The organism is Brevundimonas sp. EAKA (assembly GCF_000698025.1).
In the GTDB taxonomy this organism is placed as follows: Bacteria; Pseudomonadota; Alphaproteobacteria; order Caulobacterales; family Caulobacteraceae; genus Brevundimonas; species Brevundimonas mediterranea_A.
In genome coordinates this window covers 1-13,106 of sequence record NZ_JMQR01000088.1, presented here as the reverse complement: position 1 = coordinate 13,106, position 13,106 = coordinate 1, and the positions used below count along the sequence as shown (strand labels likewise).

13 protein-coding genes are annotated in these 13,106 nt (G+C 66.3%); 6 read left to right on the top strand and 7 right to left on the bottom strand.

What is annotated here, in order from left to right; translation table 11 throughout:
* From ER13_RS12260 to ER13_RS12250, 3 genes are all read left to right on the top strand, one after another.
* The coding region (locus ER13_RS12260) for a DNA polymerase IV (protein WP_035309626.1) at window positions 1–1,038 on the top strand (1,038 nt) is incomplete at its 5' end.
* Between the two features lie 8 nt (window positions 1,039–1,046).
* A complete protein-coding gene (locus ER13_RS12255; RefSeq protein ID WP_035309625.1) occupies window positions 1,047–2,342 on the top strand; it encodes a nicotinate phosphoribosyltransferase in 1,296 nt (431 codons plus the stop codon).
* Window positions 2,343–2,379: 37 nt separating this feature from the next.
* Complete coding sequence (locus tag ER13_RS12250) at window positions 2,380–3,120, top strand: polysaccharide deacetylase family protein (RefSeq protein WP_008260473.1); 741 nt, start codon at window positions 2,380–2,382, stop codon at window positions 3,118–3,120.
* A 19-nt stretch (window positions 3,121–3,139) separates the two neighbouring features.
* Here the strand turns inward: ER13_RS12250 and ER13_RS12245 are convergent, their stop codons facing one another.
* Complete coding sequence (locus ER13_RS12245; protein ID WP_035309630.1) at window positions 3,140–4,057, bottom strand: hypothetical protein; 918 nt, start codon at window positions 4,055–4,057, stop codon at window positions 3,140–3,142.
* Window positions 4,058–4,161: 104 nt separating this feature from the next.
* Between ER13_RS12245 and ER13_RS12240 the strand changes: the two genes are divergently transcribed.
* Together ER13_RS12240 and ER13_RS12235 are read left to right on the top strand one after the other, a co-directional pair.
* Window positions 4,162–4,620: a RidA family protein gene (locus ER13_RS12240; RefSeq protein WP_035309623.1), complete on the top strand. Its 459-nt coding sequence runs from the start codon at window positions 4,162–4,164 to the stop codon at window positions 4,618–4,620.
* Window positions 4,617–5,765 (top strand): GNAT family N-acetyltransferase, encoded by a 1,149-nt coding sequence (locus tag ER13_RS12235; RefSeq protein WP_035309621.1) that lies wholly within the window; start codon window positions 4,617–4,619, stop codon window positions 5,763–5,765. The genes ER13_RS12240 and ER13_RS12235 overlap by 4 nt, the downstream gene beginning before the upstream one ends.
* 41 nt (window positions 5,766–5,806) lie before the next feature.
* Here ER13_RS12235 and ER13_RS12230 read toward each other — a convergent pair whose 3' ends face one another.
* The 6 genes from ER13_RS12230 to ER13_RS12210 form a co-directional block, all read right to left on the bottom strand.
* Window positions 5,807–6,217 carry an SRPBCC domain-containing protein gene (locus ER13_RS12230; RefSeq protein WP_035309620.1) on the bottom strand — a complete coding sequence of 137 codons (411 nt, stop codon included), beginning with the start codon at window positions 6,215–6,217 and terminating at the stop codon, window positions 5,807–5,809.
* On the bottom strand, window positions 6,214–6,537 hold the full coding sequence (locus ER13_RS17995) for a helix-turn-helix transcriptional regulator (protein ID WP_081836223.1): 324 nt from the start codon (window positions 6,535–6,537) through the stop codon (window positions 6,214–6,216). The genes ER13_RS12230 and ER13_RS17995 overlap by 4 nt, the downstream gene beginning before the upstream one ends.
* A gap of 55 nt (window positions 6,538–6,592) precedes the next feature.
* Window positions 6,593–8,266 carry a bifunctional 2-polyprenyl-6-hydroxyphenol methylase/3-demethylubiquinol 3-O-methyltransferase UbiG gene (locus ER13_RS12225; protein ID WP_035309619.1) on the bottom strand — a complete coding sequence of 558 codons (1,674 nt, stop codon included), beginning with the start codon at window positions 8,264–8,266 and terminating at the stop codon, window positions 6,593–6,595.
* A gap of 91 nt (window positions 8,267–8,357) precedes the next feature.
* On the bottom strand, window positions 8,358–10,661 hold the full coding sequence (clpA, locus tag ER13_RS12220; RefSeq protein ID WP_008264041.1) for an ATP-dependent Clp protease ATP-binding subunit ClpA: 2,304 nt from the start codon (window positions 10,659–10,661) through the stop codon (window positions 8,358–8,360).
* A 13-nt stretch (window positions 10,662–10,674) separates the two neighbouring features.
* Complete coding sequence (gene clpS / locus ER13_RS12215; protein WP_035309618.1) at window positions 10,675–11,004, bottom strand: ATP-dependent Clp protease adapter ClpS; 330 nt, start codon at window positions 11,002–11,004, stop codon at window positions 10,675–10,677.
* Between the two features lie 169 nt (window positions 11,005–11,173).
* Window positions 11,174–11,644 carry a phasin family protein gene (locus ER13_RS12210; RefSeq protein WP_008261352.1) on the bottom strand — a complete coding sequence of 157 codons (471 nt, stop codon included), beginning with the start codon at window positions 11,642–11,644 and terminating at the stop codon, window positions 11,174–11,176.
* Between the two features lie 273 nt (window positions 11,645–11,917).
* Here ER13_RS12210 and ER13_RS12205 point away from each other — a divergent pair, with 273 nt between their 5' ends.
* Window positions 11,918–13,003, top strand: coding sequence for a D-alanyl-D-alanine carboxypeptidase family protein (locus ER13_RS12205; protein WP_035309628.1), 1,086 nt, complete (start codon window positions 11,918–11,920; stop codon window positions 13,001–13,003).
* Window positions 13,004–13,106: the final 103 nt, after the last annotated feature.

Sequence of the window (13,106 nt, the reverse complement as noted above, 5' to 3'; positions counted from 1 at the left end):
GTGGTGTCCACCGCCTGCTATGTCGCGCGCCAGTACGGCGTCGGCAGCGCCATGCCGATGTTCAAGGCGCTGAAGGCCTGTCCAGAGGCCGTGGTGATCAAGCCGAACTTCGCAAAATATGTCTTTGAGTCGGAACGCATCCTCGGCGCCCTGGGCCGGCTGACGCCCCTGATCCAGCCCCTGTCGCTGGACGAGGCCTGGGTGGACCTTTCGGGGACCGAGCGGCTGAACGGCGGCCCGCCAGCGTTTCAGCTGATTCGCTTCCAGAAACAGATCGAGGAAGAAACCGGCCTGACGGTCTCCATCGGCCTGGCCCCCAACCGCTTCCTGGCGAAGATGGCGTCGGAGATGGACAAGCCGCGGGGCTTTTCCGTCGTCGGCGCCGCCAACGCCCAGGCTCTTCTGGCGCCGCGCCCCGTCACCGCCCTGCCCGGCGTCGGCCCGGTGTTCGGCAAGGCGCTGCGCAGCGACGGCTTCGCCACCATCGGCGACCTGGCGAAGGCGGACCTGCGCGACCTGGTCAAGCGCTACGGCGAATCGGGCCTGCGCCTGCATGATCTGGCCCACGCCCGCGACGCCAGAGCGGTGAACCCCGAGCGCGACCGCAAGGGCATGAGCGCCGAAACGACCTTCAACGAAGACCTGAGCTCTCAGGAGGCGCTGGAGGCCGAGCTCTGGCCCCTGTGCGAGAAGCTGGCGTCCAAGGCCCGGCGCGACGGCGTCGCCAGCCGCGTTCTGGTGCTGAAACTGCGGCGCACCGACTTCAAGATCATTACCCGCCGCGTCACACTGGCCGATCCGATCCAGACCGCCCGCGCCCTGTTCGCCGCCGGCCGCGACCTGCTGAAGCCGGAACTGGGTCCGCCCTACCGGCTGATCGGCATCGGCATGGCCGACATCCAGGACGCCGACGACGCCCCCGCCGGCCTGTTCCAGACCCCCGAGACCCGCGCCCTGAAAACCGAACGCGCCATCGACGCCCTGCGCGAAAAATTCGGCAAGGACGCCGTGGTGGCGGGGCGGGCGTTGAAGCCCTAGGAAGCGGCATGGATCTCGCCAAACGCGCCTACGACCACGGCTTCCGCCTGGACCCCATCGTCCGCAGCCTGCTGGACACCGACTTCTACAAGCTGCTGATGCTGCAGATGATCTGGCGCGAGCATCGCGACACGCCGGTCGTCTTCCAGGTCATAAACCGCACCCGGTCCGTCCGCCTGGCCGACGAAATCGACATTGGCGCCCTGCGCGAACAACTGGATCACGCCCGCACCCTGGGCTTCACCAACAAGGAACTGGTCTGGCTGGCGGGCAACAGCTTCTATGGCGTGAAGCAAATCTTCTCGCCCGACTTCATCGGCTGGCTGACCGACTATCGCCTGCCCGACTACGACCTGTCGGTTCAGGACGGCCAGTATGTCCTGACCTTCGCGGGCGCCTGGGCCGAGGTGACGCTGTGGGAGATTCCGGCCCTGGCGATCCTGAACGAACTGCGCTGCCGCGTTGGTCTGCGGCGGCTGGGCCGGTTCGAGATGGATGTCCTCTATTCCCGCGCCAAGACTCGGCTCTGGTCGAAGGTCGAACGGTTGCGGCGCTTGCCCGATCTGGCCCTGTCCGACTTCGGCACCCGCCGTCGCCACGGTTTTCTGTGGCAGCGCTGGTGCATACAGGCGCTCAAGGAGGGGCTGGGCCAGGCCTTCATCGGCACCTCCAATGTGCTTCACGCCATGGAGAACGACCTGGAAGCCATCGGCACGAACGGCCACGAACTGCCGATGGTCCTGGCCGCCCTGGCGCCCGACGACGCGGCCCTGGCCCGGACCCCCTATGCGGTGCTGGACGAATGGCGGCGCCACTATGGCGGCAATCTGCTGGTCGTCCTGCCCGACGCCTTCGGCACCGAGGCCTTCCTGGACCAGGCTCCCGACTGGGTCGCCGACTGGACCGGCTTCCGCCCCGACTCGGCGCCGCCCATCGCGGCGGGCGAACGGCTGATCGACTGGTGGCGCGCCCACGGCCGCGATCCGAAGGAGAAGCTGCTGATCTTCTCGGACGGCATGGACATCGACGGCATCGAAGCCGCCCACGCCCATTTCCACGGCCGCGCCCGCCTCAGCTTCGGCTGGGGCACCAATCTGACCAACGACTTCCGCGACTGTTCGCCGGCCTTCGCGCCCGAGCTGGAGCCCATCTCCCTGGTCTGCAAGGTGGCGGAGGCCGGCGGCCGGCCGGCGGTCAAACTGTCGGACAACCCGGAAAAGGCCGTCGGCGATCCGGCCGAGATCGAACGCTATCGCCGCGTCTTCGGCGTGCGCGGCCTGACGGCCCAGCCCGTCGTCGTCTGAAACCCGGCCTTAAGCCCCTTTCGGCCATAAGGGCGGGATGAACGCCTTCATCGACAAGATGCGCCGCCGCGCCGGCCGTTACCTCGACGTCCGCGCGGAGATGATCCAGCCCGCGCGCGGCGTCCTCAGCCTGTCGTTCGACGACATCCCCGCCTCGGCCTGGCTCGAGGCCGGGCCGATCCTGGCCGAGCATGGCGTCAAGGCCACCTATTATGTCTGCGGCGGCCTGTCGGGCGGTCGCAATCTGGACCTGCCGCAGTTCGAGACCGAACACCTCCAGGCCCTGCACGAGGCCGGGCACGAGGTCGGCTGCCATACCTATGAACACGTCTCGACCCTGACCCTGTCGCCCGCCGAACTGGACGCCAGCCTGGCCCGAAACGCCGCCTGGGTGTCGGAACGTCTGGACGACTATCAGATGCTCAGCTTCGCCTATCCGTTCGGCGATTGCGCCCTTGGGGCCAAGCCGGTGATCGACCGCCGCTTCCTTTGCGGCCGCGGCGTGCGCGACGGGATCAACGCCGGCCGCGTGGACCGCAATCTGTTGCAGGCTGTCGGGCTGGAGAGCCGCCGCCTGCCCGGCTATGATCTGGAACAGATGGTCGCAGACACGGCGGCGTCTAGGGGCTGGCTGATCGCCTACGGCCATGACGTCAGCGACGCTCCCACCCCCTACGGCTGCCGCCCTGAGGATATCGACCGGTTGATCCGCCTGGCCAAAGCGGCCGGTCTGGACATACAGCCGGTCGCGGCGGCGTGGGCGATGGCGGCCTATTAGCCACCGCCGTCACTTGCGCCTACGCTTGATGAGAAGCGGCCTCTTCCATCTTCCGCCGATCCGCCCAGGCGATCAGCTCCTTCCTCGGCCAGACCATCAGCCACGACCGCGCGGTGTATTCACCGCTGTCGATCAAGGCCTTACGCGACGCCGAGGCCGTTCCGGCCCGCTCCGTATGGATCTCGCCCGGCCCCTGGTGAACCATGAAGGCGCCGCCCTTCAGCGGGTTGAGCCGCAGGTGCGCCAGGCGCGGGCTGATCTCGGTCAGGGGCGGATCATAGAACCAGCTGGAGCCGATCATCCCCGCCAGTTCCGGCCGCGTCCGGCAGATTTCCGCCGCCGTGGCCCAGGCCTCGTTCCAGCCGTCCTCATTGAAGCCGCGCAGCCAGCGGCTCTCGGTATGGACCTCCAGCCAGGGCTCGCGTTTCGCCCCCGCCGCCAGATAGCGGAACAGCGGGCCGAAGCCCCAGCCCTCGCGGACATGTTTGATGATCTGTCCCGGACCGACCGGTGAACTGAGGTCGATCACCTGGCTCTTGGCGCCCGGCACGCTGAGCGCCAGGGAAAAGCGCACGTCCTTGGACCAGTGATCGAAGTCGTAATCCCCCTCGGCCTTGCTCAGAAAGGCGGCGAGCTGGTCGATCCAGTAGGGGTAGAGCGCCAGGACCTCGGCCGGCAGGGCCATGGCCTTCACCCGGTCCGGCAGACCCAGGGCCCAGGCCGCGACCAGGCCGCGTCGCACGTCGTCCGACACGCTCGGCCCCAGAAGGCCGTCCACCGCCTTGGCCGGCATTTCGAAGTCCCAGTGGGGCGCAGCCTCGGCGGCTCTGACCGCCGCCGGCTCCACAGCCGCGTCCACGCGCGCCCGATCCTCGGGCGACAGTCGCGCCAGAACGGCCTGAAAGGCGGAGACGTCGGGAGTCAGGTGCAGATCCATGGGCCACACCATGACACGGCCCGGTTGGCGAAGCTTTAAAGCCACGCGACCGGTGACGCCGCCCTTGCGCCGCGCTAAACCGCCGACCAGATCAAGGAGACATCATGAGCATCGACGCCCGCATCGCCGAACTCGGCATCACCCTGCCCGAACCCGCCAAGGCGGTGGCCAACTATGTGCCCTTTGTCCAGACGGGCGCCGTGGTCCATGTGTCGGGCCAGCTGTCGAACGACGCCTCGGGCGGGGTCAAGGGCACGGTCGGCGTGGACGTGACGCCGGACCAGGCCAACGCCGCCGCCCGCCTGTGCGGGATCAACCTGCTGGCCCAGATCAAGGCCGCCTGCGACGGCGACCTGAACCGGGTGGTGCGGATCGTGAAACTGGGCGGCTTCGTCCAGGCCGGTCCGGATTTCGAGGCCATTCCCGCCGTCATCAACGGCTGCTCGGACCTGATGGTCGAGGTGTTCGGCGACGCCGGCCGCCACGCCCGCTCGGCCGTGGGCGTCTACAAGTTGCCGCTCGGATTCGCCGTCGAAGTCGACGCCATCGTGGAGATCCGTTGACCTTCACCCTCACGGTCCACGAGGGGATCGCCGACATCGGCCGCGAGGCCTGGGACGCCTGCGCGCGTCCCACCGGCGACCCCTTCGTCTCCTACGACTTCCTGCACGCCTGCGAGGCTTCGGGCAGCGCGGCCCCTCAGGAAGGCTGGGCGCCGCGCCATCTGGCCCTGCGTGACGAGGACAACGCCGTCCTCGGCGTCATGCCCCTCTATCTGAAGGGCCACAGCCAGGGCGAATACGTCTTCGACCACAGTTGGGCCGATGCCTATGAGCGCGCCGGCGGACGCTATTATCCCAAGCTGCTGGGCGCCGTGCCCTTCACCCCGGCGACCGGCCCGCGCTTCCTCAGTCACACTGACACAGACGCCGCAACGGTGAGGCAAGCCCTACTTCAAGGCGCTCTGACCCTGGTCGAGCGGCTGGGGGTGTCGTCCCTGCACATCAACTTCCCGACCGAAGTCGAGTGGACGGACATGGCGCAGGCCGGTCTGCTGCCGCGCCAGGACATCCAGTTCATCTGGCGCAACGACGGCTATCAGACCTTCGACGACTTCCTGGCCGCCCTGTCGGCCAACCGGCGCAAGACCATCCGCCGCGAACGCCGCGACGCCCAGGCCGATCTCGACATCCGCGTCCTGACCGGCGCCGAGATCACCGAGGCCCATTGGGACGCCTTCTTCGCCTTCTACCTGGACACGGGCGACCGCAAATGGGGCCGGCCCTATCTGACGCGGGACTTCTTCGCCCGGGTCGGCCAGACGATGGCGGAACGCATCGCCCTCGTCATGGCCTTCCGCGATGGGACACCCATCGCCGGCGCCCTGAACTTCATCGGCCGCGACGCCCTGTACGGCCGCCAGTGGGGCACGCTGGAAGACGTGCCCTTCCTGCATTTCGAGCTCTGCTATTATCAGGCCATCGAGTTCGCCATTGCGCGCGGCCTGTCCCGCGTCGAGGCCGGCGCACAGGGTGAGCACAAGATCGCGCGCGGCTATCTGCCCTCGCCTGTCTATTCCGCCCATTTCATCGCCGACCCCGCGCTGCGCGGTCCGGTGGCCGACTATCTCCGACGCGAAGGCCCGGCTGTCGAGGCTCAAAGACTGGAGATGACCGAGGAACTGTCGCCGTTCAAAGGAAATGGCTGAGTCCCGCCCCCTGCGCGGATTCGGCGCCCCGGCGTCGGAACTCAGTCCAATCGCGCCAGCACCGGGTCGAGCGAAGCGAGGAAATGCGCCCATCCTGTCTTTGCGCCCTGATAGAATTGGTCTTGGTCGTCCTGAAAGCCCGAATGCTCCATTCGCAAACTCGCGCCCGTAGCCGAAGGCGCAAGCGTCCAGGTCACCACGCTTTCAAGGCCATGGGCGGACCAGCTGTAGGTCAGGGTTCTGTTCGGTTCGATTTCCAGAACCTTGCAGGATACCGCCCCCCAATCTCCGCGAAACTCGAAGGCGTGGCCGAGCTCGGCCTGAAAATCGTTCTTCATCAGCCACTCTGCGATCAGGTGGGGCTGCGTCAGTGCGCGCCAGATCTTCTCCGGCGGATAGGGAAACTCCCTCTCGATGACGACAGAGCGAATTTGGGTTGCAACCTCGGTCATTGGTCCATCCTCTGGAATAGATTGTCGAGTTCGTCGAACCGACCTCGCCAGAAGTCGGTCATTCTTCCTGTCCAGTCGTTCAGCGGCGCGAGGGCGTCGGCGCGCGCGCTGTAATGGGTTTCTCGTCCTTGGCGACGATCGCGCACCAGGCCTGCCTGCTTGAGGACGCCGAGGTGTTTTGAGACTGCAGGTTGGGAAACGCCGGACTGTGCAGTAAGCGCGTGCACCGTCTGCTCTCCCTCACGACACAGGCTTTCGAAAAGTCCGCGTCTGGTCGGATCAGCCAAGGTCGTGAAAAGCAGTTCGTGCGAGGCAGACATGAAACCCATAACGCGACAGTGATGAGTTAACCGATAACTTCAAGGTTATGATTTGTCAATGCGCGCCGCCTGCCTGGGCCCAGACTTGGTACATGCCATGGAAAAGAGTGGGGCGTCGCGCCTCGAGCGTGTCCCACAAGCTCAGATCCAGAGGGTCGGCCGCCCCAAACGCCGAGTTGAAGGCAGCCCTCGCCTCAGGTGAAGCTTCGAAACCCACCAACCGCAGCCCTGCCCCAGCGATCAGCCTGCCCAGTTCCGGCGGCGTGTAGCGATGCTCCTGAACATGGAAGATCAGGTCGCGACAGCCGCTGAGGCTGTAGAAGTCCGCACTCTCCTTCAGCGCGGCCAAGGGCTCCCCGTCGGGCAGGGCCAGAACATGGGCGCGAAACGCCCGGATGTCCGCCTCGACCGGCGTCCAGCCCCGCGCCCGGATCAGGTCATGCGCGGCCCGCACCACCGCCCGCGCCCGCTCGCTGTAGAGGCCCAGCCGCACCACGCCACCGGGCCGCAAGACGCCCGCCAGCCGCGCCAGCCCGTCCTCGGGCCGCGCCATATGGTGGATTACGCCCGTGCTGGTGACGACGTCGAACCGCGCTCGCATCTTGTCCAACGCCAGGATGTCGCCCTGGACGAACTGAACCCGCGTCAGCCCGAGGTCTTCCGCCACCCGCATGCCGTGGGCCAGGCTGGCGCGGCTCAGGTCCATGGCGGTGATCGCCAGCGAAGGGTCCATCCGCGCCATGTCGATGGGCTCGAACCCTGTGCCGCACCCCGCGACCAGCACTGTCTCCGCACGACCGGCGAAGGCCTTGCCATCAAGATTCGGCAGGGCTGCGATCGCGTCGGACAGTCTTCGCGACGTGGGCGCGGGGGGCGCAGACCAGCGCGGATAAGGATTAGCCTCGTACTGACCCTTGACCGCTTCGGACACGGCGTCGGCGCCATCGGGCGTCAAGGCTGGCACGGACTGGGCCAGAGTACGCTCCCGCGCGGGCTCGTCGATGGCGCGGCGGATCAGTTGCGCCTGAAGTTCGCCCTCCCCCAAGGCCGTCGCTTCTGACAGGGTGGGCGACCGGGACAGCATGGCGACCGCGCCATCAGCTGCCTGTACCGGTGCAACATATTCGGAAGCGAAGCCGCTAATCCCCAGGGCGGCGACCAGGTCTCCGACAGGAGATTCAAATGCGCCGGCCGCCTCGACCACCGCCGTCCGCACGGCGTCGAGACGCATCTCCATGGCGGCGCTGACGTTCACGCACCGCGACAGGAAGGCCAGCCACAAGGGGTCGCGCCCCATGGCCTCCAGCGTCGCCGCCGTTCCGTCGAACCGGGCCTGTTTCAACAACAGGGTCTCCGCCGTGACGCGCGCCAGGGTCTGCGGATCTACGGTGGGCGAGCTCAGACAAACGAGCAGATCGCGGTCCAGCGCCGGATCCCAGGCGCTGGGCTTTAGCCCTTCCAGCAGGCGCGCGAACGCCGGCGCGACCCGCAACCGCACCGCCGCATCCCCCTCCGCCATCGCCTGGCTCAACAGTTGGGCCGCCGTTCCCGAGTCGCCGTGCTCGGCCAGGAACAGGCCCATGCCCGCAAGTCCGGGCGCAAAATCGGGCGCCGCCTTCAGACACGCCTTGTAGGCCGCAAAGGCGCCGTGCAGATCCCCATCCGCCAGCCGCCCCTCCGCCTGGGCGAGCAAAGCCCCCGCCTCTTCAATCTGTTCAACCTGCCCCATCGGCCCAGTATGCCGCCGCCTTGCGCTCTGCGCATGAAAAAAGGCCCGGGCGTCTCCGCCCGGGCCTCCCATTCGTCGTCGATCAGGCCGATCAGGCCGTCTCTTCTTCCTCCGACTTCACCGCCACGCCGCCGGCGCTCTTGATGTCGAAGTCGATCTTGCCGTCCTTCAGCTGGACCTTGACGTGCCCGCCGCGCGTCAGACGCCCGAACAGGATGTCGTCGGCCAGCGGCTTCTTGATCGAGTCCTGGATGACCCGCGCCAGCGGACGCGCGCCATATAGTTCGTCGAAGCCGTTCTTGGCCAGCCAGTCGGCCGCCTCGTCGGTCAGTTCGATGGTGATGTTGCGGTCCGCCAGCTGGGCTTCCAGCTGAAGGATGAACTTGGTCACCACCGAGCGGATCGTGTCGGCCTGCAGCGGCTTGAAGGCCACGATGGCGTCCAGACGGTTGCGGAACTCCGGCGCGAACAGGCGCTGGATGGCCTTGTCGTCCTCGCCCTCGACCTTGCCCCGGCCGAAGCCGATGGAGGCGCGGGCGTTGTCGGCGGCCCCGGCGTTGGTGGTCATGATCAGGATGACGTTCCTGAAGTCGACCTTCTTGCCGACCGCATCGGTCAGCATGCCGTTGTCCATCACCTGCAGCAGGATGTTGTAGACATCCGGGTGCGCCTTCTCGATCTCGTCCAGCAGCACCACCGAGTGCGGATGCTGATCGACAGCGTCGGTCAGGAGCCCGCCCTGGTCATGGCCGACATAGCCCGGAGGCGCCCCGATCAGGCGACTGACGGTGTGGCGCTCCATATATTCCGACATGTCGAAGCGCTGCATCTCGATGCCCAGGGTCGAAGCCAGCTGTTTGGCCACCTCGGTCTTGCCGACGCCGGTCGGACCGCTGAACAGGAAGCTGCCGATCGGCTTGTTCGGGTCGCGCAGACCCGCCCGCGCCAGCTTCATCGCCGCCGAAACCTGTTCGATGGCCTGTTCCTGACCGAAGACGGCCCGTTTCAGATCGACCTCCAGTTCGCGAAGGCTTTCGGTGTCGGATTTGGACACCGACTTGGCCGGGATCCGGGCCATCTTGGCGATGACGGCCTCGATCTCCTTTTGACCGATGACCTTCTTGCGCTTGGATTCGACCACCAGCATCTGCGACGCCCCGGCCTCATCGATCACGTCGATCGCCTTGTCCGGCAGCTTGCGGTCGGTCATGTAGCGGGCCGACAGATCCACTGCGGTGCGGATGGCGCTGTCGGTGTAGCGGACCTTGTGGTGCTGCTCGTAATAGGTCTTGAGACCTTTCAGGATCTTCACCGTGTCCTCGACCGTCGGCTCGTTGACGTCGATCTTCTGGAAGCGACGCACCAAGGCGCGGTCCTTCTCGAAGTGCTGGCGATATTCCTTGTAGGTCGTCGATCCCATGCACCGCAGCGAACCCGAGGCCAGGGCCGGCTTCAGCAGGTTGGAGGCGTCCATGGCCCCGCCCGAGGTCGCGCCGGCGCCGATCACCGTGTGGATCTCGTCGATGAAGAGCACGGCGTTGTCGTGGCTTTCCAGCTCCTTGACCACCTGCTTCAGCCGCTCTTCGAAGTCGCCGCGATAGCGAGTGCCGGCCAGCAGGGCGCCCATGTCCAGCGAATAGATGGTGGCGTCCTTCAGGACGTCGGGCACCTCGCCGTTGACGATCTTGCGGGCCAGACCTTCGGCGATGGCGGTCTTGCCGACGCCGGGGTCGCCGACCAGCAGCGGGTTGTTCTTGGTGCGGCGGCACAGGATCTGGATCGAGCGTTCGACCTCGGCCTGACGCCCGATCAGCGGATCGACCTTGCCCTGGCGCGACTTCTCGTTGAGGTCGACGCAATAGGCCTGCAGCGCCTCGCCGCCGGATTTGACGGCCGACTGGTCCTCCGCCTCTTCGGGTGAAGAGCCCTTGGCCGGGCGGGTCTCGCTGGCGCCCGCCTTCTTGGCGATGCCGTGAGCGATGAAGTTGACCGCGTCATACCGCGTCATGTCCTGCTCCTGCAGGAAATAGGCGGCGTGGCTCTCGCGCTCGGAGAAGATGGCGACCAGCACGTTTGCGCCGGACACTTCCTCGCGGCCGGACGACTGGACGTGAATCACGGCGCGCTGGATCACGCGCTGGAAACCGGCGGTCGGCTTGGCTTCCTCCCCGTCGGACGTGGCGAGGGCGGCGAGATCATTATCGACATAGAGCGTCAGCGCGGCCTTGAGCGCGGTCAGATCGACATTGCAGGCGCTCATGACCGCAGTCGCGTCGGGATCGTCGATCAGCGCGAGCAGCAGGTGCTCGAGCGTCGCATACTCGTGCCTGCGCGCATTGGCGTAGCCGACTGCGCGATGCAGGGTTTCTTCGAGAGGACGGGAAAATGAAGGCATAGGGAGGCTCCTCTCAGTCCTTTTCCATCGTGCATTGCAGAGGGTGCTGGTGGCGGCGCGCGGTCTCGATGACCTGCGCGACCTTGGTCTCGGCGACCTCGTAGGTGAAGACGCCGCAAACGCCCACGCCATGCTGATGCACATGCAGCATGATGCGGGTGGCTTCTTCCCGGCTCTTCTGGAAGAACCGCTCCAGCACATAGACGACGAATTCCATCGGCGAATAATCGTCGTTCAGGATCAGCACTCGATAGAGCGAGGGCTTCTGAAGCTTCGGCTTTGTTTCGGTGACGGTGGCGGCGCCTGCGCCTCCCCCGTTTTCACCGGGCCTTTGTATGGGCATTCGTGTTCCGTAATCGGGGAGTCGTCTTCTCTATCAGATAGGGAATGATGGCCTGAATTGAAGCGGCGTCCAGTCACAGGTTTCGTGAAGCGCAAACCACGGTCCCAGAACGAAAAAACCCCGGGGCGAACCCCGGGGCCTTTCGAATCCGTTCAGGATCGCCGCGAAATCAGCGGGCGGCCTGGAAGGTCTCGACCGAGGCGGTGACGCGCTCGTTGATCGGCTTGAGGCTGTCCTTGACCGTTGCGGTGACGATCTCGTTCGTCCGGGTCATTTCAGACATGTAGCGTTCCATGGACTTCTTGGCCCAGTTGGTCTGAAGCTCGAAGAACTCCTGCACCGAACGGGCGGTCGACAGTTCCTTGCTGGCGGCGACGCCGTCTTCCCAGGCGGACTTGGCGAAGCCGAGCGCCTGTTGCGACAGGGCTTCGGCGCCCTTCTGGGCCACCGTGGCCGACTCGACCATGGCGTCGAGGTTCTTCTTGCTGTGAGCGTTCAGTTCGCCCAGCGAAGCCACCGACTTCTCGATGCCTTCACGGAAGGCGTTGGCGCCGGCGGCCTGGAACTCGGCGGCCTGGGCCTTCGCCTTGGCGGCGGTTTGTTCGACGGTCTTCTTCACGGTTTCGGCGCTGTCAGCCATGATCGTGTCTCCAGAGGAAGGAAGAGGGGGAAATAGGCACGGCGAAATCGGGGCGTCGGATGAACTGGCCCGCGACCGTTATGCTGCAAGTGCGAAGGCGATTCAAGATTTTTGTGCAACGCAGCATATGAACGGCGATAACCTGGTTCGACACTTCAAATTCGCGTTGACGGCCGGTTAACCACCATGAAACCCCAAGTTCCTATGCTAGTCCTTTAATCGCGTCGGCCGGGGGGCCTGTCGCACCCTGCTCACCGAGGGTCGTAACCGCCCATGATCGCCTTTCTCCGTCGTGGCCTTTTCGCCGTTCTCGCGCTTTCGCTCGTCCTTGGGGCGAACGTCAGGCCTATCGAGGCCCAGTCGCAGGAAAACAGTCGCTACGCCGCCATCGTCATCGACGCCGCGTCGGGCGAGGTGCTGTTCTCGCGCCACGCCGACAGCCGCCGATATCCGGCGTCCCTGACCAAGATGATGACGCTGTACCTGACGTTCGAGGCCCTGTCTCAGGGCAAGGTCCATGCCGACGACGTCCTCACGGTCTCGCCGCAAGCGGCGGCGCAACCCCCGTCGAAACTCGGGCTGGGCGCAGGCCAGACCATCACCCTGGACGACGCCATGCGGGCCACTGCGGTGCGTTCGGCGAACGACATGGCCGTGGCCATCGCCGAGCATATCGGCGGCTCGGAATCGCGCTTCGCCACCCTGATGACCGCGAAGGCGCAACAGCTGGGCATGACCCAGACGCGCTATTTCACCGCCAACGGCCTGCCCGACGCACGCCAGACGACCTCGGCCCGCGACCAGGCGATCCTGGCTCGCGCCATCATGCGTGATTTCCCGCAGTATTATAAATACTTCGGCCTGCACGATTGGGCCTACAACGGTCGCAGCTATCGCAACACCAACGGCCTGCTGCCGACCGGAAACGGCTATGACGGCATGAAGACCGGCTACACAAACGCCTCGGGCTATAATCTGGCCGCCTCGGCGGTGCGCGACGGCCGCCGGCTGATCACCGTCGTCCTGGGCGGCCGCTCCAGCGCCAGCCGCAACGCCCACGTCGCCGAACTGATGGACACCGGCTTCGAGGTCGAGCGTCGTCGCAGCCAGGGCGAAAACATCCAGATCGCCCAGGCCTTCTTCGAACAACGCGGCTTCGGCGTCGGCGGCGAGTCCCTGTCGCCCAGCGCGCCCGTCGCCTATGCCTCCATCGGCAATGACGAAGACGGCATCGGGGCCGAGTCGAGCGCCGTCGCCTACACGGCGGCTCCGGCGCCCGCCGTTCTGCCGACGCGGATCACGCCCTCGCCATCGGAACGCAGCGCCGCCGCCAGTCAGCGCGCCGCCGCCCAGGCCTAGGCTCAAGCCCAGCCGACCGTCCCGACCCGTCGCGCGCCCGCCAATGTCACCGCCGCCCTGAACGGCGCGCCGTCCGGGGCCGCCGTCGCGCCCTCGACCACGC

Excerpts from the sequence above, each read along its gene's own strand:
- clpA (WP_008264041.1), bottom strand. The coding sequence starts at position 10,661 with ATGCCTTCATTTTCCCGTCCTCTCGAAGAAACCCTGCATCGCGCAGTC.
- ER13_RS12225 (WP_035309619.1), bottom strand. The coding sequence starts at position 8,266 with ATGGGGCAGGTTGAACAGATTGAAGAGGCGGGGGCTTTGCTCGCCCAG.
- ER13_RS12230 (WP_035309620.1), bottom strand. The coding sequence starts at position 6,217 with ATGACCGAGGTTGCAACCCAAATTCGCTCTGTCGTCATCGAGAGGGAG.
- ER13_RS12250 (WP_008260473.1), top strand. The coding sequence starts at position 2,380 with ATGAACGCCTTCATCGACAAGATGCGCCGCCGCGCCGGCCGTTACCTC.
- clpS (WP_035309618.1), bottom strand. The coding sequence starts at position 11,004 with ATGCCCATACAAAGGCCCGGTGAAAACGGGGGAGGCGCAGGCGCCGCC.
- ER13_RS12210 (WP_008261352.1), bottom strand. The coding sequence starts at position 11,644 with ATGGCTGACAGCGCCGAAACCGTGAAGAAGACCGTCGAACAAACCGCC.
- ER13_RS12245 (WP_035309630.1), bottom strand. The coding sequence starts at position 4,057 with ATGGATCTGCACCTGACTCCCGACGTCTCCGCCTTTCAGGCCGTTCTG.
- ER13_RS17995 (WP_081836223.1), bottom strand. The coding sequence starts at position 6,537 with ATGTCTGCCTCGCACGAACTGCTTTTCACGACCTTGGCTGATCCGACC.
- ER13_RS12205 (WP_035309628.1), top strand. The coding sequence starts at position 11,918 with ATGATCGCCTTTCTCCGTCGTGGCCTTTTCGCCGTTCTCGCGCTTTCG.
- ER13_RS12255 (WP_035309625.1), top strand. The coding sequence starts at position 1,047 with ATGGATCTCGCCAAACGCGCCTACGACCACGGCTTCCGCCTGGACCCC.
- ER13_RS12240 (WP_035309623.1), top strand. The coding sequence starts at position 4,162 with ATGAGCATCGACGCCCGCATCGCCGAACTCGGCATCACCCTGCCCGAA.